At 71.0% G+C, this 26277-nt stretch carries 23 protein-coding genes and 1 riboswitch; of the genes, 16 read left to right on the forward strand and 7 right to left on the reverse strand.

Features of this window, described 5'->3' with window-relative positions:
* Window positions 1-32: 32 nt before the first annotated feature.
* Window positions 33-1046, reverse strand: coding sequence for a LuxR C-terminal-related transcriptional regulator (locus tag ABZ478_RS26835; RefSeq protein WP_359553214.1), 1014 nt, complete (start codon window positions 1044-1046; stop codon window positions 33-35).
* A 396-nt stretch (window positions 1047-1442) separates the two neighbouring features.
* Here ABZ478_RS26835 and ABZ478_RS26840 point away from each other — a divergent pair, with 396 nt between their 5' ends.
* The 4 genes from ABZ478_RS26840 to ABZ478_RS26855 all read left to right on the forward strand — a co-directional run bounded on the left by ABZ478_RS26840 (window position 1443) and on the right by ABZ478_RS26855 (window position 5823).
* Entirely contained in the window at window positions 1443-3203 is a 1761-nt protein-coding gene (locus ABZ478_RS26840; protein ID WP_359553215.1) for a M28 family peptidase, read from the forward strand.
* Between the two features lie 149 nt (window positions 3204-3352).
* On the forward strand, window positions 3353-4504 hold the full coding sequence (locus ABZ478_RS26845) for a sensor histidine kinase (protein ID WP_359553216.1): 1152 nt from the start codon (window positions 3353-3355) through the stop codon (window positions 4502-4504).
* Window positions 4501-5157, forward strand: a complete 657-nt coding sequence (locus tag ABZ478_RS26850) for a response regulator transcription factor (RefSeq protein ID WP_359553217.1) — start codon at window positions 4501-4503, stop codon at window positions 5155-5157. The genes ABZ478_RS26845 and ABZ478_RS26850 overlap by 4 nt, the downstream gene beginning before the upstream one ends.
* Window positions 5158-5394: 237 nt before the next feature.
* A complete protein-coding gene (locus ABZ478_RS26855; RefSeq protein ID WP_359553218.1) occupies window positions 5395-5823 on the forward strand; it encodes a DUF2690 domain-containing protein in 429 nt (142 codons plus the stop codon).
* 37 nt (window positions 5824-5860) lie between these two features.
* Here ABZ478_RS26855 and ABZ478_RS26860 read toward each other — a convergent pair whose 3' ends face one another.
* The 4 genes from ABZ478_RS26860 to gcvT form a co-directional block, all read right to left on the reverse strand.
* Entirely contained in the window at window positions 5861-7228 is a 1368-nt protein-coding gene (locus tag ABZ478_RS26860; protein ID WP_359553219.1) for an L-serine ammonia-lyase, read from the reverse strand.
* An 81-nt stretch (window positions 7229-7309) separates the two neighbouring features.
* Window positions 7310-8587 (reverse strand): serine hydroxymethyltransferase, encoded by a 1278-nt coding sequence (glyA, locus tag ABZ478_RS26865; RefSeq protein ID WP_359553220.1) that lies wholly within the window; start codon window positions 8585-8587, stop codon window positions 7310-7312.
* Window positions 8588-8601: 14 nt separating this feature from the next.
* Complete coding sequence (gene gcvH / locus ABZ478_RS26870) at window positions 8602-8979, reverse strand: glycine cleavage system protein GcvH (RefSeq protein WP_351664555.1); 378 nt, start codon at window positions 8977-8979, stop codon at window positions 8602-8604.
* Between the two features lie 116 nt (window positions 8980-9095).
* Window positions 9096-10223, reverse strand: coding sequence for a glycine cleavage system aminomethyltransferase GcvT (gcvT, locus tag ABZ478_RS26875; RefSeq protein WP_359553221.1), 1128 nt, complete (start codon window positions 10221-10223; stop codon window positions 9096-9098).
* A 159-nt stretch (window positions 10224-10382) separates the two neighbouring features.
* A riboswitch (glycine riboswitch) is annotated at window positions 10383-10480 on the reverse strand.
* 178 nt (window positions 10481-10658) lie between these two features.
* On the opposite strand from gcvT, the gene ABZ478_RS26880 reads away from it, so the two are divergent.
* The 10 genes from ABZ478_RS26880 (at window position 10659) to ABZ478_RS26925 (ending at window position 22322) form a co-directional block, all read left to right on the forward strand.
* Window positions 10659-11336, forward strand: coding sequence for an AAA family ATPase (locus ABZ478_RS26880; RefSeq protein ID WP_359553287.1), 678 nt, complete (start codon window positions 10659-10661; stop codon window positions 11334-11336).
* A 65-nt stretch (window positions 11337-11401) separates the two neighbouring features.
* Window positions 11402-12196, forward strand: a complete 795-nt coding sequence (locus tag ABZ478_RS26885) for an enhanced serine sensitivity protein SseB (protein WP_359553222.1) — start codon at window positions 11402-11404, stop codon at window positions 12194-12196.
* 175 nt (window positions 12197-12371) lie between these two features.
* A complete protein-coding gene (locus ABZ478_RS26890; protein ID WP_358935565.1) occupies window positions 12372-13190 on the forward strand; it encodes an enhanced serine sensitivity protein SseB C-terminal domain-containing protein in 819 nt (272 codons plus the stop codon).
* A gap of 349 nt (window positions 13191-13539) precedes the next feature.
* Window positions 13540-14538: an ABC transporter permease gene (locus tag ABZ478_RS26895; RefSeq protein WP_359553223.1), complete on the forward strand. Its 999-nt coding sequence runs from the start codon at window positions 13540-13542 to the stop codon at window positions 14536-14538.
* Window positions 14539-14576: 38 nt separating this feature from the next.
* Window positions 14577-16346 carry an ABC transporter substrate-binding protein gene (locus ABZ478_RS26900; RefSeq protein WP_359553224.1) on the forward strand — a complete coding sequence of 590 codons (1770 nt, stop codon included), beginning with the start codon at window positions 14577-14579 and terminating at the stop codon, window positions 16344-16346.
* Window positions 16347-16418: 72 nt separating this feature from the next.
* A complete protein-coding gene (locus ABZ478_RS26905) occupies window positions 16419-17426 on the forward strand; it encodes an ABC transporter permease (RefSeq protein ID WP_358935572.1) in 1008 nt (335 codons plus the stop codon).
* Window positions 17423-18517 carry an ABC transporter ATP-binding protein gene (locus ABZ478_RS26910; RefSeq protein WP_359553225.1) on the forward strand — a complete coding sequence of 365 codons (1095 nt, stop codon included), beginning with the start codon at window positions 17423-17425 and terminating at the stop codon, window positions 18515-18517. The genes ABZ478_RS26905 and ABZ478_RS26910 overlap by 4 nt, the downstream gene beginning before the upstream one ends.
* 26 nt (window positions 18518-18543) lie before the next feature.
* Complete coding sequence (locus ABZ478_RS26915) at window positions 18544-20127, forward strand: dipeptide ABC transporter ATP-binding protein (protein WP_359553288.1); 1584 nt, start codon at window positions 18544-18546, stop codon at window positions 20125-20127.
* Window positions 20128-20223: 96 nt separating this feature from the next.
* Entirely contained in the window at window positions 20224-21615 is a 1392-nt protein-coding gene (locus ABZ478_RS26920; protein WP_359553226.1) for a M1 family metallopeptidase, read from the forward strand.
* A 47-nt stretch (window positions 21616-21662) separates the two neighbouring features.
* Window positions 21663-22322 (forward strand): trimeric intracellular cation channel family protein, encoded by a 660-nt coding sequence (locus ABZ478_RS26925; RefSeq protein ID WP_358935579.1) that lies wholly within the window; start codon window positions 21663-21665, stop codon window positions 22320-22322.
* Here ABZ478_RS26925 and ABZ478_RS26930 read toward each other — a convergent pair.
* A complete protein-coding gene (locus tag ABZ478_RS26930; RefSeq protein ID WP_359553227.1) occupies window positions 22231-23529 on the reverse strand; it encodes an alpha/beta hydrolase-fold protein in 1299 nt (432 codons plus the stop codon). The genes ABZ478_RS26925 and ABZ478_RS26930 overlap by 92 nt on opposite strands.
* A gap of 175 nt (window positions 23530-23704) precedes the next feature.
* Between ABZ478_RS26930 and ABZ478_RS26935 the strand changes: the two genes are divergently transcribed.
* The gene (locus ABZ478_RS26935) at window positions 23705-24604 is read left to right on the forward strand and encodes a thioesterase family protein (protein WP_359553228.1); all 900 of its coding nucleotides are present in this window, start codon (window positions 23705-23707) and stop codon (window positions 24602-24604) included.
* Here the strand turns inward: ABZ478_RS26935 and ABZ478_RS26940 are convergent.
* Window positions 24591-25187, reverse strand: a complete 597-nt coding sequence (locus ABZ478_RS26940) for a TIGR03086 family metal-binding protein (protein ID WP_359553229.1) — start codon at window positions 25185-25187, stop codon at window positions 24591-24593. The genes ABZ478_RS26935 and ABZ478_RS26940 overlap by 14 nt on opposite strands.
* A gap of 100 nt (window positions 25188-25287) precedes the next feature.
* Here ABZ478_RS26940 and ABZ478_RS26945 point away from each other — a divergent pair, with 100 nt between their 5' ends.
* Window positions 25288-26277 carry a YafY family protein gene (locus ABZ478_RS26945; protein WP_359553230.1) on the forward strand — a complete coding sequence of 330 codons (990 nt, stop codon included), beginning with the start codon at window positions 25288-25290 and terminating at the stop codon, window positions 26275-26277.

Genomic DNA, 26277 nt, shown 5'->3' on the forward strand with positions numbered 1-26277 from the left:
TTTCGTGTCAGGTCCGGCCGCCGGGCTCCGGATCAGCTCACCAGGCCCAGGCGGGCGGCGGTGACTCCGGCCTCGAAGCGGCTGGAGGTGCCGAGTTTCTCCATGATCTGGTTCATCAGGCGGCGCAGGGTGCGGTCCGAGCAGGCCAGCCGGCGGGCGATGGTCTCGTCCTTGGCGCCGGTGGCAAGCAGCGCCAGTACCTCGCGTTCCTGCGCGGACAGTTCGCAGCCGGCGCCGCCGCGCCCGCGTCCGGGCTGGCGTTCGGTGTGCGGCCGGGCGAGGTCCCAGGCGTGGGTGAAGACCTTGCAGAAGCACCGCGCGACGGGCGTGCTGTGCAGGATGACGTCGCCGCCCTCGCCCTGCGGGCCGGGCCCCGCCCCGATGACGACGATCGCCCGGTCCAGGATGTTCATGTGGAGCGGCACCGTCGGGGCGACCCGCACCTCGACCCCGGCGTCGGCCAGCGCGTTCAGATAACGGGCCGGCGCCTGTGAGCGGACGGCCTGCTGGGACGTCAGCATGCGCATCCGGACGCCGTTCGCCAGCATGTCCAGGTCCCCGGCGAGGCTGGACTCCAGAACCTGTGCGTCGGGGAAGGAGTTGCGCATCGCCAGGAACTCCTCCCGGCTGAGCGCGTCCAGTTCCTCCAGCCGCTTCCGGGTGCGCTCGCGGTCCGTGAAGTACTCGATCTCGGCCGCCTCCCGGGCGTCGAACCGCGGGGCCGTGAGCACGCACAGCACGTCGTCCAGTGCCTCGGCGTCCCGGCCGGCGGCCTCGGCCGTCTCCCGCAGCCGGCGACCGTGCTCCGAGACGATGTGCCGCAGGGCCCGGTCCGGAGTGCTCAGCCGATCACCGCCGGGGTCGAGGAGCCGCCGGTCGGCGAGCCACCTGGCCAGCTCGGCGGAGATCCCCCCGAGTTCCTCCCGCTCGGCGGTGGCGTCCCGGGCCCCCGACGCCGTGATCCGCTCGACCATGGCCAGGTAGGCCGCCCGCGCCTCGGCGGCGGTCGGCGGCCGGCCATGCGAAGGGTTCTGCGCCGCATGCATGGGCGCACGATACGGGGCCCTCCCGGGGGAGGCCAGGGACGTCACTCGGGCGGACCGGACCGGCGGCCGTACTGGCCGGAAGCGGACGTGCCGGAATCGGACAGGAGCGGACGGACCGTACGGCGGTTAACCTCGTCGCCGCCCGCCCAACTCCTCGTGGCCCCCGGTGCGCCTCCCCAATCCACCCCGCGCCGGGAGCCGTCGAGGAGTCGGACCAGGGCCCCCGGATCCGGCCGGTTCCGCACGGCGAGGCTTGACCTGCGCTTGGCATGCGCATGCTCAATACGGCAGTGCGGGACCGCTCACCCGGGTCCCCACCCCCACCCGCATCGGCCGGGAGGCGCGGCACCACCACGCCCCGCCTCCCGTTTCCTCCCACCCCACAAAGGAGACACGGTGCTTCGAAGAATCTCCCCGACCGGCCTGTCCCTGACCGGTGTCACCCTGGCCGCCGCACTGGGCCTGGTGGCGCTCCCCGCGAGCGCCGCGCCGGCCCGCGAGGGCACCAGTACCGCGGCCGCTCCGGCCACCCTCACCGCGGCCGCGCCCGACATCGACGTCACCAAGGTCCAGGCGCACCTGACCGAACTGAACGCCATAGCGACCCGCAACGGCGGCAACCGCAGATCGACGACCCAGGGCTACCGCGACTCGGTCGCCTATGTGAAGGGCAAGCTCCAGGCGGCCGGTTACACGGTCACCGAGCAGGCCTGCACCTCCGGCTGCACCAGCGGCGCCGGACCCAACCTGATCGCCGAGTGGCCGCACGGCGACGCGTCGAAGGTGTACATGTTCGGCTCGCACCTCGACAGCGTCTCCGCCGGACCCGGCATCAACGACAACGGCTCCGGCAGCGCCACCCTCCTGGAGGTCGCGCTGAAGCTCGCCGAGACCAACCCGTCGATGGCGGGGCGCGTCCGCTTCGGCTGGTGGACGGACGAGGAGCAGGGCCTCAACGGCTCGGACTTCTACGTCCGTTCACTGACCTCCGCCCAGCGCTCGGCGATCAAGGCGTACTACAACTTCGACATGGTCGCCTCGCGCAACGGCGGCTACTTCATCAACCACATCACCTCCGCGGCCGCCGCTCCGATGAAGGCGTACTGGGACTCGCTGAACCTGCAGCCGGAGGAGAACACCGAGGGCGCGGGCCGCTCCGACGACTACTCCTTCGAGAACTACGGCATCCCCACCTCCGGCTACGCCATGGGGGCCAGCGCCCGCAAGACCTCGGCGCAGGCGGCCAAGTGGGGCGGCACGGCGAACGCCGCGTACGACAGCTGCTACCACTCCTCCTGCGACACCACGAGCAACATCAACGCCACCGGGCTGAACCGCAGCGCCGACGGCGTCGCCTACACCCTGTGGTCGCAGGCGGTGTCGGCCACCGTCCCGGCCGACGACTTCTCGCTCTCGGCGAGCCCCGCCACGGGCAGCACCGCCCCGGGCACCTCGCTGACCACCACCGTGTCCACCGCCACGACCAACGGCTCGGCCCAGACGGTCAACCTGTCCGCCTCGGGCGCTCCCGCAGGGGTCACGGTCTCCTTCAGCCCGGCCTCGGTGACCTCCGGCGGCTCGTCCACGGCGACGGTCTCCGTCGGCTCCTCCGTGGCACCGGGGACGTACAACCTCACCATCACCGGCGCCGGCTCCACCACGCACACCGCGCAGTACACGCTGACCGTCACCGGCGCCGGCGGCTGCACGGCCTCGCAGATGGTCACCAACGGCGGTTTCGAGAGCGGCACTTCGCCGTGGACCGGGAACACCGGCGCGATCGGCGCGTTCAGCGGCCAGTCCGCGCATTCCGGCACCCGGTACGCGTGGCTGGCGGGTTACGGCTCCACGGCCACCGACACGGTCGGCCAGACGGTGACGATCCCGGCCGGCTGCACCAGGGCGACCCTGAAGTACTGGCTGCACATCGACACCAGTGAGTCGGGCTCCACGGCGTACGACACCTTCCAGGTCAAGGTCAACGGGACCGCGAAGCAGACGTACTCCAACGCCAACGCGGCCACGGGGTACACCGAGCGCACGCTGGACCTGAGCCAGTACATCGGCCAGCAGATCACGCTGACCTTCACGGGCTCCGAGGATTCCAGCCTCCAGACCAGCTTCGTCGTCGACGACGTCACCCTGACGACCGGCTGATCACCCGCGGCACGGACAGGGGGAGGCGGGCTCCCGGAGCCCGCCTCCCCCTCGCGCCGTGTCTCGTCGTACCCGGCCCGCCGCTCCAACTGACGTGGTACCGCGAAAGTTTGATGCCCGCCCGCCGGAACCGGCGTTACGCTGCGACGATGCGGATCCGCCCCCTCATCGGCGACACGCTGTTCGCCGTGGCGCTGACCATCGTGGCCGTGACGCTGGGCGCGGAGGCCGCGCGGCAGGGACAGCGCCCGCTCGACGCGACCGCCTACGCACTGGTGATCCTGGTCCACCTGCCGCTGGTGATCCGCAGCCGCGCCCCCGTCGCGGTCTGCGGTCTGGTGTTCGGAACCTGGGCGCTGTACATCGGCGCCGGCCACTGGCCCGTGGTGGGCAGCATCGGCCCCATGCTCGCCCTCTACACGGTCGCCTCCCTGCGCCCCTCACGCGTCTCCGTGCCGTGCGCGGCCATGCTGGGCGGAATCTGGATCTACGCGGGCGCGGTCAGCCATGCCGACTCCTGGCCGTCCGTCGCCGGACAGGCGCTGGTCTACCCGGCGGTGCTGTGGCGGTTCGGCGCCGTCGCCCGCCGCTCGGCCGAACTGACCCGGGAGCTGCGCCGCGAGCAGGCGGAACGCGCCCGGCGCGAGGTGGCCGAGGAACGCGGCCGGATCGCCCGCGAACTGCACGACGTGGTCGCCCACCACATGTCCGTGATCTCGGTGCAGACCGGTCTTGCCCGGTTCGTCTTCGACACCGACCGGCCGACCGCCCGGGCCGCCCTCGACACCATCGACGCCACCGGCAGGGAGGCCCTCGAGGAGCTGCGCCGCATGCTCACCGTGCTGCGCGCCGCCGACGACGGCGCCCCGGCCGGCCCCATGCCCGGCCTGGGCCGCCTCGAGGAGATGGCCGAACGCGTCCGCGCCGGCGGCGTCTCCGTCGCCCTCACCGTCGAGGGCCCGCCCCGCCCGCTCGCCCCGGGCATCGAACTGTGCGCCTACCGGGTGGTCCAGGAGGCGCTCACCAACGTCATGAAGCACGCGCCCGGCGCCAGCGCGGAGGTACGGCTGACGTACGAACCGCACCAGGTGACCGTCGCGGTCACGGACGACGGGCAGGGGGTGATTCCGGACAGAGTGCGGATCGACGGCGGCCACGGCTTGATTGGCATGCGGGAACGGGCCAAGCTCTACGGCGGGCGGATCAGCACCGGCCCGCAGGACCAAGGCGGTTACGCCGTGCGGCTGACCCTTCCGACCTCCGCGCGGGCCGCCGCGCAGGGGGACCACACCATCACATGACCACAGTGCTCGTCGTCGACGACCAGTACCTGATCCGGGCCGGACTGGTGGGCCTGCTGCGTGCCGCACCCGGTATGGAGGTGGTCGGCGAGGCGAGCGACGGCGCGGAGGCCGTGGCCCTCGCCGCCGAGAAGGCCCCCGACGTCGTCCTGATGGACATCCGGATGCCCGGCATGACCGGCATCGACGCCACTGAGCGCATCCTCGCCCAGGCCACCGGCCCCGCGCCCAGGATCCTGGTACTGACCACCTTCGACCTCGACGAGTACGTGTACGGGGCACTGCGCGCAGGCGCCTCCGGGTTCCTGCTGAAGGACTCCGGCCCGGAACGGCTGCTCGCCGCGGTGACGGCGGTCAGCGGCGGCGACGCGCTCTTCGCGCCCAGCGTCACCCGCCGCCTGGTCGAGGCGTACGCTCGCCGGCCCGACTGCGAACAGCCCACCGAACTGGGCGCGTTGACCTCCCGCGAACTGGAGGTCCTGAAGCTGATCGCCCGCGGCCTGTCCAACCCGGAGATCGCCGACCGCCTCTACATCAGCGAGGCGACCGTGAAGACCCACCTGAACCGCACGATGACCAAGCTGGACCTCGACAGCAGGGCCCAGGCAGTGGTCGTGGCCTATGAGTCGGGACTCGTCACCCCGGGCGGATGACCCCCGGTCGCGGCCGCGCCCGCGGGTAAACCCGCGCGGTACCCGGCCTACCGCGCGGGGCTGAGCGCGGATTCGAACCAGCGTGGGATTCGCCCCCGCGGCCGCTTCCGTAGCGTCGTTCCCGCAAGCCGGTTCCACACGGGGGACGGTGGTCCCGGCCGGCCCGGACAGCGGTGAACGCCGCGTTCCGGGCCGGCCGGGCCGCTGCCTCGGTCTGCATCCACGACGGAGGAAATCATGGTCATTCCGCGCATCGGCACCCGCGCCGCGGTCCTGGTCGCCACGGCGACCCTTCTCACCGGGCTGGGCAGCACGGTCGCCGCGACGAGCGCCGCCGCGGCCGGCACGAGCGCCGCGGGCTCGTGCACCTTCGCCCACGCCAAGACGGTGAAGACGGCGAAGGTCGACTCCATCAACATCCAGCTCCGGTACAGCACCTCCACCCGCTGCGCCTGGGGCCGCATCTACAACGCCGACCCCGGCGACAAGGTCTGGGTGGACCGCTCCTCCAACGGCGGCCGCACCTGGGACGGCCCGCTGAGCCTGACCACGGTCCGCAGCGGCTCCGACACCCACACCGCCTCGCGCTACGACGGCGGCTACGTGATGCGCGCCTGCGGGTGGAACGACTCCACCCACCACATCAAGTGCACCGGCTGGTACTGAGCACCCCGGCGGCACCCCGCGTGCGGCGGGGTGCCGCTCAGCACTCGATGATGTTCACCGCCAGCCCACCCCGGGCCGTCTCCTTGTACTTGACCGACATGTCCGCGCCGGTGTCCTTCATCGTCTTGATGACCTTGTCCAGGGACACCTTGTGCGAGCCGTCACCGCGCATCGCCATCTTCGCCGCGGTGACCGCCTTCACCGCGGCCATGCCGTTGCGCTCGATGCAGGGGATCTGGACCAGGCCGCCCACGGGATCGCAGGTCAGGCCGAGGTTGTGCTCCATGCCGATCTCGGCCGCGTTCTCCACCTGCTCCGGACTGCCGCCGAGCACCTCGGCGAGGGCGCCCGCGGCCATGGAGCAGGCGGAGCCGACCTCGCCCTGGCAGCCGACCTCGGCGCCGGAGATGGAGGCGTTCTCCTTGAAGAGCATGCCGATGGCGCCGGCGGCGAGCAGGAAGCGGACCACGCCGTCCTCGTCGGCGCCCGGCACGAAGTTGATGTAGTAGTGCAGGACGGCCGGGATGATGCCCGCCGCGCCGTTGGTCGGGGCGGTGACCACGCGGCCGCCGGCCGCGTTCTCCTCGTTCACGGCCATCGCGTAGAGCGTGATCCACTCCATCGCGTGCGCGAGCGGGTCGCCCTCGGCGCGCAGCTGGCGGGCCGAGACGGCCGCGCGGCGGCGCACCTTCAGGCCGCCGGGCAGGATGCCCTCCCGGGACATGCCCCGCTGGACGCACTCGCGCATGACCCGCCAGATCTCCAGCAGGCCCGCCCGGATCTCCTCCTCGGTGCGCCAGGCGCGCTCGTTCTCCAGCATCAGCGAGGAGATCGAAAGACCCGTCTCCCGGGTCAGGCGCAGCAGCTCGTCACCGGTGCGGAAGGGGTACTTCAGGACCGTGTCGTCCAGCACTATGCGATCCGCGCCGACCGCGTCCTCGTCCACGACGAAGCCGCCGCCGACCGAGTAGTACGTCTTGGAGAGCAGCTCCGTGCCGGCCGCGTCGAACGCCCACACCGTCATGCCGTTGGCGTGGTAGGGCAGCGCCTTGCGGCGGTGCAGGACCAGGTCGTCGTCGAAGGAGAACGCTATCTCGTGCTCGCCGAGCAGCGAGATCCGGCCCGACCGCCTGATCCCCTCCACGCGCTCGTCGGCCGACTCCACGTCCACCGTGCGCGGCGAGGCGCCCTCCAGACCGAGCAGCACCGCCTTCGGGGTGCCGTGGCCGTGGCCGGTCGCGCCGAGCGAGCCGTACAGCTCGCAGCGCACCGCGGCGACGGAGCCCAGCAGGTCCTCGTTGCGCAGCCTGCGGGAGAACATGCGTGCCGCGCGCATCGGACCGACCGTGTGGGAGCTGGACGGGCCGATGCCGATCGAGAACAGGTCGAAGACCGAGATGGCCACGGAAACTCCTCAATACGGGGTGGTGCGGGTGCGGCACCGCGCACACCTTCCAGTGTGCGCGGTGCCCGGTGAAACACGGACTTACTTGTTCAGACCCGGGTACAGCGGGTGCTTGCCGGCCAGGGCCTCCACCCGGGCCTTGAGCCCCTCCACGGCGGCGCCCTCGAACGGGGCGGGCGCCTTGAGGGTCTCGGCGATCACGTCCGCGACCTCGGCGAAGTCCTCGGCCGTGAAGCCCCGGGTCGCCAGGGCCGGCGTACCGATGCGCAGACCCGAGGTCACCATCGGGGGACGCGGGTCGTTCGGGACGGCGTTGCGGTTGACCGTGATGCCGACCTCGTGGAGGCGGTCCTCGGCCTGCTGCCCGTCCAGCTCGGACTCACGCAGGTCCACCAGGATCAGGTGCACGTCCGTACCGCCGGACAGCACGTTGACCCCGGCCCCGCGGGCGTCGGCGGCGGTCAGCCGCTCGGCGAGGATGCGGGCACCCTCCACCGTACGGCGCTGGCGCTCCTTGAACTCCTCCGAGGCGGCGACCTTGAAGGAGACCGCCTTGGCCGCGATCACGTGCTCCAGGGGACCGCCCTGGAAGCCCGGGAAGACGGACGAGTTCAGCTTCTTCGCGAAGTCCTTCTTCGCCAGGATGATGCCGCCGCGCGGGCCGCCGAGGGTCTTGTGGGTCGTGGAGGTGACCACGTCCGCGTGCTCGACCGGGTTCGGGTGCAGCCCCGCCGCGACCAGGCCCGCGAAGTGCGCCATGTCGACCCACAGGTACGCCTCGACCTCGTCGGCGATCCGGCGGAACTCGGCGAAGTCGAGCTGACGCGGGTACGCCGACCAGCCGGCGATGATCACCTTCGGGCGGTGCTCCTTGGCCAGCCGCTCGACCTCGGCCATGTCGACCAGGCCGGCGTCGTCCACGTGGTACGCGACCACGTTGAACTGCTTGCCGGAGAAGTTCAGCCGCATCCCGTGGGTGAGGTGGCCGCCGTGCGCCAGGTCCAGGCCGAGGATGGTGTCCCCGGGCTGGGCGAGGGCGAACAGCGCCGCCTGGTTCGCGGAGGCGCCGGAGTGGGGCTGGACGTTGGCGTACTCGGCGCCGAACAGCTCCTTGATCCGGTCGATGGCGATCTGCTCGGCGACGTCGACGTGCTCGCAGCCGCCGTAGTAGCGGCGGCCCGGGTAGCCCTCCGCGTACTTGTTGGTCAGCACCGAGCCCTGGGCCTCCATCACCGCGAGCGGCGCGAAGTTCTCCGAGGCGATCATCTCCAGCGTCGACTGCTGGCGGTTCAGCTCGGCGTCGACCGCGGCGGCGATCTCCGGGTCGAGTTCGTGCAGGGGCGTGTTCAGGACGGTCATTCGGCTACGACTCCTCAGCCGGCGTTCTGGGCGGTGTACTCGTCGGCGGAGAGCAGGTCGGCCGGCTCCTCGGTGACGCGTACCTTGAACAGCCAGCCGCCTTCGAAGGGCGCCGAGTTCACCAGCGACGGGTCGTTGACGACGTCCTCGTTGACCTCGGTGATCTCACCGGTGACCGGCGAGTACAGGTCCGAGACCGACTTGGTCGACTCCAGCTCGCCGCAGGTCTCACCCGCGGACACCGTGGAACCGACCTCGGGGAGCTGGGCGTAGACCACGTCGCCGAGCGCGTTGGCCGCGAACTCGGTGATGCCGACCGTCGAGACGCCGTCCTCGGCGGCCGACAGCCACTCGTGCTCCTTGCTGTAGCGCAGCTGCTGGGGGTTGCTCATGGCCTGAATTCTCCTGTACGCGCGGGAGTGCTGATGAATGGGGGACTGCTGGACCCGCTGCTGAGCAGCGGGGATGTGCGCAGGGTCACGTCCGGTGGACGGACCGCGCCCAGTGTCTACTTCTGGCGCTTGTAGAAGGGGAGCGCCACGACCTCGTACGGCTCGTGGCTGCCCCGGATGTCCACGCCGACACCCTCGGTGCCCGGCGCCGCGTGCGCCGCGTCGACGTACGCCATCGCGATCGGCTTGCCCAGGGTGGGGGAGGGGGCGCCGGAGGTGACCTCGCCGATCACCTCGCCGCCCGCGACGACGGCGAACCCGGCCCGCGGCACCCGGCGGCCCTCGGCGACCAGGCCGACGAGCTTGCGCGGCGGGTTCTGCTCGGCGCTGGCGGCGGCCTCGGTGAGCGCCTCGCGGCCCACGAAGTCGCCCTCCTTCTCGAACTTCACCACCCGGCCGAGCCCGGCGTCGAAGGGGGTCAGGGAGGTGGTCAGCTCGTGCCCGTACAGCGGCATGCCCGCCTCGAGGCGCAGGGTGTCCCGGCAGGACAGGCCGCACGGGACCAGGCCGGCGCCCTCGCCCGCCTTGGTCAGCGCCTGCCACAGCTCCACCGCGTGCTCGGGCTTCACGAACAGCTCGAAGCCGTCCTCGCCGGTGTAGCCGGTGCGGGCGATCAGCGCGGGGACGCCGGCGACGGTGCCCGGCAGGCCCGCGTAGTACTTCAGGCCGTCCAGGTCGGCGTCCGTGAGGGACTTCAGGATGCCGGGGGACTCGGGGCCCTGGACCGCGAGCAGCGCGTAGGCGTCCCGGTCGTCGCGCACCTCGGCGTCGAAGCCCGCGGCACGCTCGGTCAGCGCGTCCAGCACCATCTGGGCGTTGGAGGCGTTGGCGACGACCATGTACTCGTGTTCGGCCAGCCGGTAGACGATCAGGTCGTCCAGGATGCCGCCGTCGGCCCGGCAGATCATGGTGTAGCGGGCGCGGCCGACACCGACCGAGGCGATGTTGCCCACCAGCGCGTGGTTCAGCAGGCCGGCCGCCTGCGGCCCGGTCACGGTGATCTCGCCCATGTGGGAGAGGTCGAAGAGACCGGCCTTGGTCCGCACCGCGAGATGCTCGTCGCGCTCGGATCCGTAGCGCAGCGGCATGTCCCAGCCGGCGAAGTCGGTCATCGTCGCGCCGAGCGAGCGATGCAGGGCGTCGAGCGCGGTACGGCGCGGTCCAGTGGGTTCGGTACTGCTCATCGGTCGGTCGTCTCCCAGGGTGCAGGTATGACAGGCGAGGAACGTTCCTCCCCATCTGTCATCGGAACCTGAGAGGTTCGCCATGATCCTCGCGAGGAGTGGTCACGGCTTGCACCTTGGGTGGAGCCACTGTCGCAGCGGCCCGCTTTTCAGATGTGCCTCGCCCGCGCGGTAACGGGGCCTGAGAGATTCAAGGGAGGGACTTGCTCCTTCGGCGTCCCAGCGGAGCTGGCTGGGAACTCTCCCGCGCGGATTCAAGCGGCCGGTATGCAGTTGGCGCGCACATCATTGCACGCCGCGCCCCACCCCGTCAGGGCCGGCATCTGTAACCGAGCTGTGGCAGTACGCGCACCCAACCGCTGGACCGGCGCATTACCTTCTCTTTACATTCAATGGGCAAAGGGTCTCCGAGCCCACAAGGGGAGAACGATGACGGTGAACAGGACCGCGGCCTACGCCGCCACCACCGGTCTCGCGGTACCGAAGCAGCCCTCCGCCCCGGCCCGTGGGCGCTGCGCGGAGCGTCCCGCCCCGGTCGTCCGCGACCTGCGCGAGCGCGCCGGGCGCAGCCCGCACGACCTGCTCTTCGGCCCCCGCGACCTGGTGGTGATCACCGGCCTGCCCGGCAGCGGCAAGTCCACCCTGATGCACCGCGCGGTCCCCGGCCACCGCGTCGACTCCCAGGACACCCGGGACCGCTGGGACGCCCGGATGCCCCGCCTCCTCCCCTACGCGCTCTACCGCCCCCTGGTCCGGTTCGCCCACTACGCAGCGCTGCGCCGCGCCCTGGGCACCGGCGAGGGGGTGGTCGTGCACGACTGCGGCACCCAGGCCTGGGTGCGCGGCTGGCTGGCCCGCGCCGCCCGGCGCCGCGGCGGCACCCTGCAGCTGCTTCTGCTCGACGTCACCGCGGACACCGCCCGCGCGGGCCAGCGCGAGCGCGGCCGCGGTGTCTCCCGCTACGCCTTCCGGCGCCACCGCCGCACGGCGGCCCGTCTGCTGCGCGCGGTGGAGCGGGGAGAACTGCCCGCCGGCTGCGGCTCGGCGGTGCTGCTGGACCGGGACGCCGCGGACGTGCTGCGCCGCATCGGCTTCGCCGGCCGATCCGGCTGAGCGCTGTCACGGCCACCCGCTAGCCTTTTGGACCACAGCAGTGGTTCCCAGCAGGCGGCAGGCAGATGGACTTCTCGGCGGCGGACCTTCCCGCGGACTTCCCGGCACAGACGCACCCCCACCCGCACGGCGGTTGGCCCGGCAACGAACTGGAGGAGGTGCTCTCGGCCTCCCTCGGCATACCCGGCGCGGGCGGCCGGATCGCCGAGGTGCTCGGCCGCAGCCTGCTGTGGGTCCCGCTGCCCAACGGCGGCGGCCCGCACAGCGGCCCGCTGGACCTGCCCACGACGGAGATCGAGGGCCAGGTGTACGTCCCGGTCTTCAGCTCCGAGGAACAGCTCCGCCTGGCCGCCGGCCCCCACATGTCGTACACCGTCGCCCCGGCGGTGGAGTTCGCCCGCGGTCTGCCCCCGCAGGCGGGCATCCTCCTGAACCCCGACGGCGTGGTCGGCCTGCCGCTGCCGCCCGAGGCGGTGGCAGAACTCTGCCGCACCGGCCACACCCCGCTGGACGGCCCCGCCACCGGCGGCCGGGTCCGTCTCTTCGAGCCGGACTGGCAGGACGACCCGGTCGACTTCCTCTCCGCCGCCTCCGCCGAGTTCGCCGGCACCGGCGTGGTGGTCACCGCCCGCCGCTGCCTCGCCTCCGTCGAGACGGCCGACCCGGTGATGTTCGTGGGTGTGGAACTCTCCCAGTGGGAGGGCGACCTGCGGGCCCTCCCTCTGGAGGCCCTCGGCCGGGCCCTGGGTAAATCCCCGGTCAAATGGCAGGTCAACCTCGTCCTCCTGGACGTCACGGACGACCCGGTGGCCACCTGGCTCAAATCCAACGTCCGCCCCTTCTACCAGTACGGCCACTGACCAGCGGGCTCGGGGACAGCGGGCCCGAGGGGCACGGGGCCGTGCCGGTCAGCGGCTCCGCCGACGGGCACGCTCAGGCCCCACCCGCACCCGCGCACGAACACAGGGCCCCGAGCCGATGGGCGCTTAAGCTGTCCCCACACGCGGGGCACTGACAGAAGGGCCGGTAAGACAGGTGAGCGCGAGCCACAGCGGCAGCGTCGAGCACATGCTGCGCCAGGTCACCCCCGGCCGCTACGACGCCTACGAGGAACTGCTGCGGGCCCTCGCCACTCCCTCCTCCGGCCAGATCTGGATGCTGCTGTGGCACGGCCAGGCCGGCTCGCCGGACGCCCAGTACGGGAACATGGAGGTCGACGGCTACGGCTACGCCCCCTGTGTGACCTCCGCGCAGGAACTCTCGGCGAGTGGCTGGAACCGCTCCTACGAGGTGGTCGACGGGCTCGACGTGGCCCGCACCCTCTATCCCGACCACTACGGCCTCTGGCTCAACCCGCACGCCCCGGGCGGCGGCGTCGGCATCCCCTGGCTGGATCTGCGCCGCATCGCCACCGGCCTGGACCGCCGGCCGGCCGGCCCGCTGCGGCTGTCGGAACCCGGCATCGACGTCGCGCAGTTCTACGCCCTGCTGGTGCAGAACGCCCACCGCACCCCGGCCCTGCGCTCGCTGCGCCGCGCCTGGGTGCAGCCCGCGCTCGGCGCGCCGTACCTCGCCATCGGCCTGGACGTGTACGACACCTCGCCCGCCGCCGTCGACTCGGTGCGCGCGATGATGCAGCAGTCCGTCGGCGCGGTCCCCGAGGGGCTGCCGGTGTCGACGGTCGCGATGACCGACGACTACGACCCGGTCGTGCTGTGGATGCGGGCCAACGCCCGCCCGTTCTACGATCGCGACGCCCACGCGGCCGTACCCCAGCCGCAGCCGCAGGGCCCGCCGCAGCCCCAGGCGCCGGCCCCCGGTTACGGCTACCCACCGGTCCACGGGGGCTACTGACCAACCGGACCGGGGAGTCCGCCACTTGGACGGTGGTGGAGAAATCGTGTGCGGTACGGACTTCTCCGCGCGTAGAAGAGCGGCGATTCGTCCGATTGGGGTGGAAGTGCCGCTATGCCCCAAGTGCCCCCCGTTCGGTGGCCGTTACCCCGTGATCGGATAACGGAATCCCCTGGACTGCATCACGGTTGCGCATACTTTCCCCGTCAGCTCTGGCGGGTGATCGCGAAGAAGCAGAAGACTCGCGATTCAGACGTGAGGTCGAACCTCGCGATCGAGGCAAGTCGACAAAGCCGCAAACCGCGGCAGGCGCAAGCCGGTCACCACCGGCGAGAGGGGTCGGGTCACTGTGACCGCACCGATCGAGACCACCGGGGCGGCAGCCGAGGCACAGCCGGAAGCTGTGCTCGAGGGTGCCGATAAGGGGCGGATCGAGGGTCGTTCTCTCGGGCAGATCGCCTGGTCGAGATTCAAGAGGGACAAGGTCGCCGTGGCGGGTGGCGTCATCGTCGTCCTGCTCATCGCGCTGGCCGTCCTCTCCCGGCCTCTGCAGGCCCTGCTCGGACTCGACCCCAACGCCTTCCACCAGGACCTGATCACCCCCGACACCTCGCTGCCCAAGGGCAGTTGGGGCGGCATGAGCGCGGACCACCCGCTCGGTGTGGACCCCAAGTTCGGCCGGGACATCGCCACCCGCGTCCTGGAGGGCTCCTGGGTGTCGCTGGTGGTCGCCTTCGGCGCCACGATCCTGTCCAACGTGATCGGCGCCATCATGGGCGTCGTCGCGGGTTACTACGGCGGCCGGGTCGACAACATCATCAGCCGCCTGATGGACACCTTCCTCGCCTTCCCCCTCCTGCTGTTCGCCATCGCGATCTCCGCCACGCTCCAGGGCGGCGCGTTCGGCCTCAACGGGCTCCCGCTCCACCTGAGCGTGCTGATCTTCGTCATCGGCTTCTTCAACTGGCCCTACCTGGGCCGGATCGTGCGCGGCCAGACCCTCGCCCTGCGTGAGCGCGAGTTCGTGGACGCCTCCCGCGGCATGGGTGCCAAGGGCCCGTACATCCTGTTCCGGGAGCTGATGCCCAACCTGGTCGGCCCGATCATCGTCTACTCGACGCTGCTCATCCCGACCAACATCCTCTTCGAGGCGTCCCTGAGCTTCCTCGGTGTCGGCATCCAGCCCCCGCAGGCCTCCTGGGGCGGCATGCTCCGCGAAGCGGTCACCTACTACCAGGTCGATCCCCAGTACATGATCGTGCCCGGTCTCGCCATCTTCGTGACCGTCCTGGCGTTCAATCTGCTGGGCGACGGTCTCCGCGACGCTCTCGACCCGCGCAGCCGCTGACGCCTGCCACCGCCCGAGAGCCCGAAAAGTTTCCGACTATGGAGGGGAAAGCGCCCATCATGCGAAGGTCAGCGCTGGCCGCTATCGCGGCCATCGGCTCCGCCAGCCTGCTCGTTGCAGGTTGCAGCAAGGCCGATGACAACAAGGACAACAACGGCTCGTCCGCCGGGGCCAACGCCGCGACCAAGGGTGTGGTCAACGCTTCCGACAAGAAGGGCGGCACGGTCACCTACGAGCTGTCCGACGTGCCGGACTCCTTCGACCCCGGCAACACGTACTACGCGTACATGTACAACCTCAGCCGGCTCTACGCCCGCCCGCTGATGACGTTCCAGCCCGGCGCCGGCGAGAAGGGCAACACCCTCGTCCCGGACCTCGCCGCGAGCAAGGGCGTCCCGAGCGACGGCGGCAAGACCTGGACGTACAAGCTGCGTTCGGGCCTGAAGTACGAGGACGGCTCGCCGATCACCTCGAAGGACGTCAAGTACGCCGTCGAGCGCTCCAACTTCGCGCGTGACGTGCTCTCCCTCGGCCCGAACTACTTCCAGCAGTTCATGGCGAAGGGCGACAAGTACAAGGGCCCCTACAAGGACAAGAGCGCCAAGGGCCTGTCCTCCATCGAGACGCCGGACGACGGCACGATCGTCTTCCACCTGAACCAGGCGTTCCAGGAGTTCGACTACCTCGTCGCCGCCCCGCAGACGGCCCCGGTGCCCCAGTCCAAGGACAAGGGCGTCGACTACGTCAAGCACATCGTGTCGTCGGGCTCGTACAAGTTCCAGAGCTACGAGGACGGCAAGCAGGCCGTGCTCGTGCGCAACGAGAACTGGGACGCGAAGACCGACCCGCTGCGCAAGCAGCTGCCGGAGAAGATCGTCGTCAAGCTGAAGGTCAACCCGGAGACCATCGACCAGGACGTCCTGGCCGGTGACGCGATCGACCTGGCCGGTGCCGGTGTCCAGGCCTCCACGCAGGCCAAGGTGCTCACCGACACGGCGAAGAAGGCCGGCACGGACAACACCTACGGTGGCCGCCTCGTCTACATGGCGATCAACACCAAGGTGAAGCCGTTCGACAAGGTCGAGTGCCGCAAGGCCGTGCAGTACGCGATCGACAAGGTCTCGGTGCAGACCGCCGAGGGCGGCCCGATCCGCGGCGACATCGCCTCCACCGTGCTGCCCCCGGACATCCCGGGCTACGAGAAGTCGGACGGCTACGCGACCTCCGGCAACAAGGGTGACGCGGCCAAGGCCAAGGAGCAGCTGAAGGCCTGCGGCAAGTCGTCGATCAGCACCAACATCTCGGCCCGCTCGGACCGTCCGCAGGAGATCGACGCCGCCACGGCGATCATCAACTCGCTGAAGAAGGTCGGCATCAACGCCAGCCTGAAGCAGTTCCCGTCCGGCAAGTACTTCACCGACTACGCCGGTGTCCCGAAGTTCACCGAGAAGCAGAACGTCGGTCTGATCATGATGCAGTGGGGTGCCGACTGGCCCTCCGGCTACGGCTTCCTGCAGCAGATCCTGAACGGCAAGGCGATCAGCCAGTCGGGTAACACCAACCTGTCGCAGTACGACAACAAGGACGTCAACTCCCTGCTGGGCAAGGCGATCGGTACCCAGGACGACACCGAGCGCAACAGCCTGTACACGCAGATCGACAAGAAGACCATGGACGACGCCGTCCTCGTCCCGCTGACCTACTTCAAGGTCCTGCTGGCCCGCCCGCAGAACTACACCAACCTGGTTTCCACGGCGGCCTTCAGCGGTCAGTACGACTACCTCAACATCGGCGTCGCGTCGAAGTAGCAGCCCCGGAAGGCAGGTGAAGGCATTGGTGCCCGCGGGCTTCGCGGCCCGCGGGCACCAGCGCCGGTCCCCGTGATCTCGTACATCCTCCGCCGGACGTTCGCGGCAGTGATCCTGCTGCTGGTCGTCTCCGCGGTCACCTTCGCCATCTTCTTCCTGCTGCCTCGGCTTGCCGGCCAGACAGCGGACCAGCTGGCGCAGCAGTACATCGGCAAGAGTCCGTCGAAGGCGGACATCGTCGCTGTCAAGCACAACCTCGGTCTGGACCAGCCTGTCTACGTCCAGTACTGGCACTTCATCAAGGGGATCGTGGCCGGCGCCACCTACGACCTCGGCCCCACCACGGTGCACTGCGACGCACCCTGCTTCGGTTACTCCTTCAAGAACCACCAGGCAGTGTGGCCGGAGCTCACCTCCCGTCTTCCGATCACCCTGTCGCTGGCCGTCGGTGCCGCCGTGCTGTGGCTGGTCTCGGGCGTCGTGGCCGGTGTCATCTCCGCGCTGAAGCCGCGTTCGTTCCTCGACCGGACCTTCATGGGCATCGCGCTCACCGGCGTCTCGCTGCCCATGTTCTTCACGGGCAACCTGGCGATCCTGCTCTTCACCTATCAGTGGCCGATCTTCGGCAAGACCTACGTCCCGCTCACCGAGAACCCGGCACAGTGGGCCAACACCCTCATCCCGGCGTGGTGTTCGCTCGCCCTGCTGTACTCCGCCATCTACGCGCGGCTGACCCGCTCGGGCATGCTGGAGACGATGAGCGAGGACTTCATCCGCACGGCCCGCGCCAAGGGCCTGCGGGAGCGCACCGTCGTCACCCGGCACGGACTGCGCGCCGCCCTGACCCCGATCATCACGGTGTTCGGCATGGACATCGGTCTGCTGCTCGGCGGTGCCGTGATCACCGAGTCGGTGTTCTCGCTGCCCGGCATCGGCCAGTACGCGGTGCAGGGCATCACCGACAACGACCTGCCGAAGATCCTCGGCGTGACGCTGCTCGCCGCCGCCTTCGTCGTCTTCGCAAATCTCCTGGTGGACGTGCTCTACGCCGCCGCCGACCCGCGGGTGAGGCTCTCGTGACCGAACTCTCCAAGACCGGCGCCGCCGTGGGCGAACCCACCTCCGCGTCCCAGCCCCCCACGGCCTTCCTCGAGGTCCGCGACCTCAGGGTGCACTTCCCGACCGACGACGGCCTGGTCAAGTCCGTCGACGGGCTCAGCTTCTCGCTGGAGAAGGGCCGCACCCTCGCCGTCGTCGGTGAGTCCGGCTCCGGCAAGTCGGTGACCTCGCAGGCCATCATGGGTCTGCACCGGCTGGGCACCCGCGGCAAGAACGTGCGGATGACCGGCGAGATCTGGCTGGACGGCAAGGAACTGGTCTCCGCCGCCCCGGACGAGGTGCGCAAGCTCCGCGGCCGCGAGATGGCGATGATCTTCCAGGACCCGCTGTCCGCGATGCACCCGTACTACAAGGTCGGCGACCAGATCGTCGAGGCCTACCGGGTGCACCACGACGTCAGCAGGAAGGTCGCCCGCAAGCGCGCCATCGAGATGCTCGACCGCGTCGGCATCCCCGAGCCCGCGAAGCGCGTGGACGGCTACCCGCACGAGTTCTCCGGCGGTATGCGCCAGCGCGCCATGATCGCCATGGCGCTGGTGAACAACCCCGAGCTGCTCATCGCGGACGAGCCCACCACCGCCCTGGACGTCACCGTCCAGGCGCAGATCCTCGACCTGATCCGGGATCTGCAGAAGGAGTTCGGCTCCGCGGTCATCATGGTCACCCACGACCTCGGTGTGGTCGCCGAGATCGCCGACGACGTCCTCGTGATGTACGGCGGCCGGTGTGTCGAGCGCGGGCCGGCCGCCCGGGTCTTCGAGGAGCCGCAGCACCCCTACACCTGGGGTCTGCTCGGCTCGATGCCCCGCATCGACCGCGACACCTCCGAACGGCTCATCCCGGTCAAGGGCCAGCCGCCGAGCCTCATCAACGTCCCCTCGGGCTGCGCCTTCCACCCGCGCTGCCCGTACGCGGACATCCCCAAGGGGAATGTCACCCGCACCCTGCGCCCCGAGCTGGAGCAGGTGAGCACCGGGCACTGGTCCGCCTGCCACCTCCCGGCCGAGGACCGTGAGCGGATCTGGACCGAAGAGATTGCGCCGAAGCTGTGAGTGAGACCAAGAAGACGGACGAGGCCGTGATCCCGCAGCAGGCGCAGGCCCCCGCGGGCGACTCGGCGGACCGTGAGGTGCTGCTCAGGGTCGAGGGCCTGAAGAAGCACTTCCCGATCAAGAAGGGCATCCTCCAGCGCCAGGTCGGCGCGGTGAAGGCCGTCGACGGGATCGACTTCGAGGTACGCAAGGGCGAGACCCTGGGCGTGGTGGGCGAGTCGGGCTGCGGCAAGTCGACCATGGGCCGGGTCATCACCCGCCTCCAGGACCCGACCGGCGGCAAGATCACCTTCGACGGCCGGGACATCACGACGCTGCGGACCGGGCAGATGCGCCCGCTGCGCCGCGACATCCAGATGATCTTCCAGGACCCTTACGGCTCCCTGAACCCGCGCCACACCATCGGCTCGATCGTCTCCGCGCCCTTCCGGCTGCAGGGCGTGGAGCCGGAGGGCGGGGTGAAGAAGGAGGTCCAGCGGCTGCTGGAGCTGGTCGGTCTGAGCCCCGAGCACTACAACCGCTACCCGCACGAGTTCTCCGGCGGCCAGCGCCAGCGCATCGGCATCGCCCGCGCGCTCGCCCTGAAGCCGAAGCTGGTCGTGGCCGACGAGCCGGTCTCCGCGCTGGACGTGTCGATCCAGGCGCAGGTCGTGAACCTCATGGACGACCTCCAGCAGGAACTCGGCCTCACCTACGTGATCATCGCGCACGACCTGTCGGTCGTCCGGCACGTCTCGGACCGGATCGCGGTGATGTACCTCGGCAAGATCGTCGAGCTGGCCGACCGCACCTCGCTGTACGAGGCGCCGATGCACCCGTACACCAAGGCGCTGATGTCGGCGGTGCCGGTGCCGGACACCAAGCGCCGGGGCCAGAAGAGCGAGCGCATCCTGCTCCGCGGTGACGTGCCCTCGCCCATCGCCCCGCCGCCCGGCTGCCGGTTCCACACCCGCTGCTGGAAGGCGACGGACATCTGCCGGACGACCGAGCCGCAGCTCCTCGAGCTGAAGCCCGGCCAGCGGGTCGCCTGCCACCACCCGGAGAACTTCGCCGACCAGGCCCCGCAGGACACGGTCCTGCTGTCGGTGGCGAAGGAAGCGTCGGAGCTGGTCCCGGACGTCGTGCTGGAGGAGTCGGCGGCTGCCGCCGCCGAGGCCGCCGGGACGGACGCCGCGGAGAAGCCCGCGGCTGCCGGGGGCGACGCGACGGAGACGGCCGAGGCCGCCGCGGAGGAGAAGTCCGGGACTGACGCCACGGTCGAGCCCGAGGCCGACGCCGCGGACGAGCCCGAGGCCGACGCGGGGGAGAAGCCCGCCACGGCCGAGGCCGACGCCGAGGACAAGCCCGCGGCCGACGCTCAGGAGGAGCCCGCGAGCGCCGAGACCGACGCGCCCGCCGAGGCCGAAGCGGCCGCGGAGCCCGAGGCCGACGCGGAGGAGTCCGACGCGGTGAAGGAGTCGGCGAAGGCTGCCGAGGCCGTCGCCGAGGCCGGTTCCGTGAAGACCGGGCCCGGTGCCAGGACCTCGGCCGGCAAGGCCGAGACCGAGGCCGTCGTTCCCGCCGAGGAGCCCGCCGCCGACACCGACTCCCAGGAGTCAACCGGCAAGTAGCACATGACAGAACTGCAAAGTCATGTACATGTCTGAACGGGAGAGTGCAGAGTCGTCCGTGCCCGACCACTGATCGGCACGCTCGAAGGGACGACCATGGCACTCTCCCGTTCGGCACGGTTAGGGGCCCTCGCCACCGCGGCGGCCTCCTTCCTCCTCATCGCGGCGTCACCCGCCCCGAGGGCCGGCGCGCCCGGCATCGGCGACACCTACTTCCCCGGACTCGGCAACGGCGGCTACGACGCCCGCCACTACGACCTGGACATCGCCTACGCCCCCGGCACCGGCCGCCTGGACGGCCGTACCACCCTCACGGCACGCGCCACCCGGAACCTCTCCTCCTTCGACCTCGACCTCCAGCGGCTGGAGATCACCCGGGTCGAGGTCGACGGCTCGAGCGCGCGGTTCACCCGGGACGGCGACGAGGTCACCGTCACCCCGCGCCACACCCTGCGCAAGGGCCGCGAGTTCACCGTCTCGGTCACCTACGGCGGCGTACCCGAACCGCTCGGCGGCCCCATCATCTTCGGCTCGGACTACGGCTGGATGAGGACGCCCGACGGCGTCTTCGTGGCCTGCGAACCGAACGCCGCCTCCACCTGGTTCCCGTCCAGCGACCACCCCTCCGACAAGGCCACGTACGACATCCGGATCAAGGCGCCCAAGGGCCTGACCGGTGTCTCCAACGGGCGGCTCGTCTCCACCCGCGACCGGGGCGGTTCGACGTACACGCACTGGCGGGAGAGCCGGCCGATGGCCACGTACCTCGCGACCGCCACCATCGGCAGGTTCGACGTGCGGACGGGCCGCACCCCGGGCGGCATCCCCGTCTACGTCGCCATCGACCCCGTGCTGAAGAACAGCAACAACGTCGACGTCTACGCAGTCACCGCCGCCGCCACCGACTACTGGTCCCAGGTCTTCGGCCCGTACCCCTTCGAGGAGACCGGCGCCATCGTGGATGACATGCCCGAGGCCGGGTTCTCGCTGGAGGTGCAGAGCAAGCCCGCCTACTCGGCCGTGCGCAACGAGTCGACGATCGTGCACGAACTGGCCCACCAGTGGTTCGGCGACTCGGTGAGCGTGGCGCGGTGGAAGGACATCTGGCTCAACGAGGGCTTCGCCACCTACGCCCAGTGGCTGTGGGCGGAGCACCAGGGCACCCGCTCGGCCCACGACTCCTTCCGTGCCGCCTACGACGCCCGCCCCGCCGACTCCGCCTTCTGGCAGATCAAGGTGGCCGACCCGCAGCGGGACACCATGTTCGCCTCCGCCGTGTACCAGCGCGGCGCGATGACCCTGCAGCTGCTGCGCGAGCGGATCGGCGACCGGGCGTTCTTCAGGCTGCTGCCCGCGTGGACCCGGCTGCACCGGTACGGCAACGCGGACACGGCCGACTTCGTCCGGCTCGCCGAGCGGATCAGCGGACAGCGACTGGACGATCTGTTTGGCACCTGGCTGTATACGACAGGCAGGCCGACCCTCTGAACCTGCACTTGTAAGGTGCACACCCCCTGGCGGGTGAGAATGTCAGGGTGCAGCTCCAGCAACTCTTCAGTCCCTCCGTCCAGCACACGCTCGATGTCATCGGCATCTTCGTGTTCGCGATCTCCGGTGCTCTGCTGGCCGTCCGGAAGAACTTCGACATCTTCGGGATCGCCGTGCTCGCCGAGGTCACGGCGCTGGGCGGGGGGCTGTTCCGCGACGTGGTCATCGGGGCCGTGCCCCCGGCGGCCTTCACGGACCTCGGGTACTTCCTCACCCCGCTGATCGCCACGCTCGTGGTGTTCTTCCTGCACCCGCACGTGGAGCGGATCCAGACGGGGGTGCTGGTCTTCGACGCGGCCGGTCTCGGCCTGTTCTGCGTCAGCGGCACCACCAAGGCGTACTCCTACGGGCTCAACCTGACCGCGTCGGCGACCCTCGGCCTCGCCACGGCGGTCGGCGGCGGTGTGCTGCGGGACGTGCTCGCCAACGAGGTCCCGTCACTGCTGCGCTGGGACCGCGACCTGTACGCGGTCCCGGCGATCGTCGGCGCCACCATGGTGGCCCTGTGCATCCGCTACGACGCCCTGACCCCGCTCACCAGCGGGCTCGCGGTCGTCACCGCCTTCGTCCTGCGGCTGCTCGCGATGAAGTTCCACTGGCGAGCGCCGCGTGCGTGGAATCGGCGCTCGACAGTGACCGAGGAGTAGACCCGGCGGCCCCGTCTCCGCTGCCGGTGCCGCTCAGGGGTGCCGTGCCGGCCCCGGCGAGCGAGCCGTCCTCGCCCCTGGCGCGGTTCTGGCCCATCTGCAGGGTCAGCCAGCGGAACACCTCGGGGACCTGCGGCCGCCACAGCGCCATGGTGTGACCGCCGGCGCTGCGCGGCAGGAACACCACGTGCACGGTCGTCGGCGCCTTGGCGACCGCCTGCAGTGCCGCGCCCGCCTGGTAGCCGTCGCCGGACTCGCCGGAGACGTAGAGGGCGATCCGGGGCGGCTCGGCCGCCTTCCGCAGCAGCAGGTAGGGGTTGTTCCGGGCGCGCAGGGCGGGACTCTGGGCGGCCAGCGAGTTCCGCTCGCCGATCGGGTCGTTGTAGCCGGACAGGCTCACGGCGGCCCGGTAGCGGTCGGGGTGGGCCACGGCCAGTTTGACCGCGCAGTGCGCGCCGGCCGAGTAGCCGGCCACCGCCCACCCCGACGGCGCCGGCTGGGCGCGGAAGTTGTCCAGCACCATCCTCGGCACGTCGACGCTGAGCCAGCTGTCGGCGTTGACCTGCCCCGGGACGTTGGCGCAGCCCGTGTCGACGCCGGCCAGCAGGTTGGTGCGCGGCGCGACCAGGATGAAGGGCGCCACCCGGCCGTCGCGCATCAGCGGCAGCACCTGCTGGTGCGCCCCGAGCGCGCCGAACCAGGCCTTGGCCGAGCCCGGGTAGCCCGGCAGCAGCTCCACGACCGGGAATCTGCGGTGGCGGTAGGCGGGTTCGCCGTACTGGGGCGGCAGCCAGACGTAGACCTCGGCGTTCACGCCGGAGACCCGCCCCCGGAGCTGGGTGACGCGCACCCCGCCCGCCGCGCGCATCCCGGGTCCGTCGGCCGGCCGGAAGACCTGCGCGACCCTGGGCAGCCGCTTCAGGGCGATCCCGCCGGTGCCGTCCCGGCCGAGGTCGGCGGCCCGCTGGACGTGGTCGCCGGTGCCGATGAGGTCGGCCCAGTTGTCGTACAGGCCGTTCTGGTTGTTGACCAGCACGAAGACCAGCGTGACGGCCGTGCCCTGGGTGAACAGCAGCATCAGCACCCGGGCCGCGGCGCGCAGCGGCTTCGGCCCGGGCGTCCTCGACCACAGCAGGAGCGGCAGTATGAGGGCGACCACGGACAGCACGACGATCGTGCAGAGGAACGGAGTCCCGGTGAGGCTCATGTCCCCATAGAGGGTGATCACCGGCCGGGGGTTGTGGACGTGTCCGGACACTTACCTGGAAATTGCCGGAATCTCACCCGGGGGGCCCTCTGGCCTGGGCCGAGTGGCCGGATCGCGGCATCCGCTCGACCATGCAAAGCTACCGCTTAGTAATTTCCTGTTGTACCGTTCACCCATGCCAGAAGCAGCTTCCGCACCCTCCCCCACTCTCGGCTTCGCTCGAGCGGGGGGACCCCCATCGTCGCGGGCCGTGATCGGCGACAGCGAGTTCGACCGTGACACGGCGGTCACCCGGCGCGAGACCGGCGTCTACGACATCGACCTCTCGGCCGGCTGGACCATCATCAACGCCGTCAACGGCGGCTATCTGCTGGCCGTCCTCGGCAGGGCCCTCGCGGACACCCTTCCGCACCCGGACCCCTTCACCGTCTCCGCGCACTACCTGACCGCGTCCCAGCCGGGCCCGGCGGTCGTCCGCACGCAGACCGTCCGCACCGGCCGCACCCTCTCCACGGGCCAGGCCTCGCTCCTCCAGTTCGACGACGAGGGCAACGAGGTCGAGCGGATCCGCGTCCTCGCCTCCTACGGCGACCTCGCCGGCCTGCCCGACGACGTCCGTACGACGGCCGCCCCGCCGGCGATCCCGCCGCTGGGCCAGTGCTTCGGCCCGGAGGACGGCCCCGCCCCGGTCGAGGGCAGCTCGGCCATCGCCGGCCGGCTGATGCTCAAGCTGGACCCCGCCACCCTCGGCTGGGCCCTCGGCGCGCCCTCCGGCAAGGGTGAGATGCGGGCCTGGTTCGGGCTGGCCGACGGCCGCGACGCCGACCCGCTCTCGCTGCTGCTCGCGGTGGACGCGCTGCCGCCCACCGCCTTCGAGATCGGCCTCAAGGGCTGGGTGCCCACGGTGGAACTCACCGTCCACGTCCGGCACCGCCCCGCCCCCGGACCGCTGCGGGTGTCGATCACCACCCGCAACCTGGCCGGCGGATTCCTGGAGGAGGACGCCGAGGTCTGGGACAGCGCGGACCGGCTGGTCGCCCAGTCCCGGCAGCTCGCCCGGGTCAGGCTCGGCTGAGCGGGGTGCGGCCCAGCCAGGCCGCCAGTTCCTCGTAGACACCGGCGCCCTCGGGGGCGCCGGTGCGGGCGGCGAACGGGGTGGCGGCGTCCCTCGGCCTGGAGTCGGGCAGCACCCGGCGGGCATTGGCGAGCGAGAACTCGGCCAGCTCCGGGTCGAGCTCCAGCGGATGGCCGAGGGCCTCGGCGAGGTCCCAGGTGTGGGTCACGATCTCCATCACGTAACCCGACAGCGCCGCGTGGCCCGGGACCTCGCCCCACGGCACGCGCACGGTCGTCACCATCCGCTCGTCGCTCTCCCAGGCCCTGAGCACCCGGACCCTGACCTCGTCGTAGGCGGCGGCCCAGCCGTCGTCGGCGACACCGTCGGTGGACGGGTCCACGGCGAGCCCGTCACCGCCCTCGCCGACCACCGCGATCCGCCGGGTGCCACCGACGACATGGCCGAGCAGGCCACGGACGTCGAACTCGGAACAAGGGGTCGGCCGGGTGAGGTCCTCGGGGCGCACGGTCTTGATGAGCGCGGCCGCCTGCTCGGTGGCGCGGACGTAGTAGGGGCGCGGGTCGGTGAACTCGTTCGTCATGACAAGCCTCTCGGTGAGTCGGTGCGCCGAGCATCCCCGGATAACCTGACACCTGCCGTCAACATTTGCGCGGACCTGGACGCGGCGGGATTCTGGGCCCGTGAAGTCCGACCGGCTGCTGTCGATCCTGCTGCTCCTGCAGACCCGCGGGCGTGTTCCGGCGCGCGAACTGGCCGACCGGCTCGAGGTGTCGGTCCGCACCATCTACCGGGACGTCGAGGCCCTGTCGGCGTCCGGTGTGCCGGTGTACGCCGAGCGCGGCCGGCACGGCGGCATCGAACTCCTCGCCGGTTTCCGTACCGACGTCACGGGCCTGACCGCGGACGAGTCCCGGGCGCTGTTCATCCTGGCCGCGCAGGGCGCCCACGCGGCGCTCGGCCTCGACAGCGCGCTCGGCTCCGCCCTGCGCAAGGTGATGGCCGCCCTGCCGGCGCCGCACCGGCCCGCCGCCGAGGTCACCAGCCGCCGCATCCTGGTCGACGCCACCCGCTGGCTCGGCGGCCCTCAGCAGGCCGTGGACCTGGAGGCGCTGCAGGACGCGGTCTTCTCCGACCGGCGGCTGCGGCTGCGCTACCGGCACAGCGGGGACCGGGAGCCGTCCGCGTACACCGTGGACCCCTACGGTCTGGTGGCCAAGGCCGGGGTCTGGTACCTCGTCGCCGACCGCCGGGGCACGCCCCGGCTGTTCCGCGCCGACCGGGTGCGCTCGGCCCGGCTGCTCGACGATCCCGTGCGGCGGCGGCCGGGCGTCGAACTCGCCGACGTCTGGGAGGTGCTGCGCCGGCAGGTGGAGGAGCGGCCGGGGGACGGTGTCGACGTCACCGTGCGGGTGCGGCGCGAACGCCTCGACATGTTCCGGCGGATGGCCGCCGCCCAATTGACCGACATCCCCGACGACGACGGGGAGGGCGACTGGGTCACCGCCCGGCTGTCGTACCCGGTGCTGCGGGCGGTGCGCCAACTGCTCGGGTTCTCCGACCAGGTGGAGATCCTGGGCCCACCCGAGGCGCGCGCGGAACTGCTGCGGGCGGTCCGCTCCGTCACGGCCCTGTACCAGGAGGCCGGTCCGGACGGTGGCCGAAGTGCCTGA

It is taken from the genome of Streptomyces sp. NPDC005706 (assembly GCF_040631045.1).
Taxonomy (GTDB): Bacteria; Actinomycetota; Actinomycetes; order Streptomycetales; family Streptomycetaceae; genus Streptomyces.

What these genes read in the sequence shown, in the direction of transcription:
- ABZ478_RS26930 (WP_359553227.1), bottom strand. Translation starts at nt 23,529, where the DNA reads ATGAGCCTCACCGGGACTCCGTTCCTCTGCACGATCGTCGTGCTGTCC.
- ABZ478_RS26885 (WP_359553222.1), top strand. Translation starts at nt 11,402, where the DNA reads ATGGACTTCTCGGCGGCGGACCTTCCCGCGGACTTCCCGGCACAGACG.
- ABZ478_RS26935 (WP_359553228.1), top strand. Translation starts at nt 23,705, where the DNA reads ATGCCAGAAGCAGCTTCCGCACCCTCCCCCACTCTCGGCTTCGCTCGA.
- ABZ478_RS26940 (WP_359553229.1), bottom strand. Translation starts at nt 25,187, where the DNA reads ATGACGAACGAGTTCACCGACCCGCGCCCCTACTACGTCCGCGCCACC.
- ABZ478_RS26855 (WP_359553218.1), top strand. Translation starts at nt 5,395, where the DNA reads ATGGTCATTCCGCGCATCGGCACCCGCGCCGCGGTCCTGGTCGCCACG.
- ABZ478_RS26835 (WP_359553214.1), bottom strand. Translation starts at nt 1,046, where the DNA reads ATGCATGCGGCGCAGAACCCTTCGCATGGCCGGCCGCCGACCGCCGCC.
- ABZ478_RS26850 (WP_359553217.1), top strand. Translation starts at nt 4,501, where the DNA reads ATGACCACAGTGCTCGTCGTCGACGACCAGTACCTGATCCGGGCCGGA.
- gcvH (WP_351664555.1), bottom strand. Translation starts at nt 8,979, where the DNA reads ATGAGCAACCCCCAGCAGCTGCGCTACAGCAAGGAGCACGAGTGGCTG.
- ABZ478_RS26845 (WP_359553216.1), top strand. Translation starts at nt 3,353, where the DNA reads ATGCGGATCCGCCCCCTCATCGGCGACACGCTGTTCGCCGTGGCGCTG.
- gcvT (WP_359553221.1), bottom strand. Translation starts at nt 10,223, where the DNA reads ATGAGCAGTACCGAACCCACTGGACCGCGCCGTACCGCGCTCGACGCC.
- glyA (WP_359553220.1), bottom strand. Translation starts at nt 8,587, where the DNA reads ATGACCGTCCTGAACACGCCCCTGCACGAACTCGACCCGGAGATCGCC.
- ABZ478_RS26920 (WP_359553226.1), top strand. Translation starts at nt 20,224, where the DNA reads ATGGCACTCTCCCGTTCGGCACGGTTAGGGGCCCTCGCCACCGCGGCG.
- ABZ478_RS26900 (WP_359553224.1), top strand. Translation starts at nt 14,577, where the DNA reads ATGGAGGGGAAAGCGCCCATCATGCGAAGGTCAGCGCTGGCCGCTATC.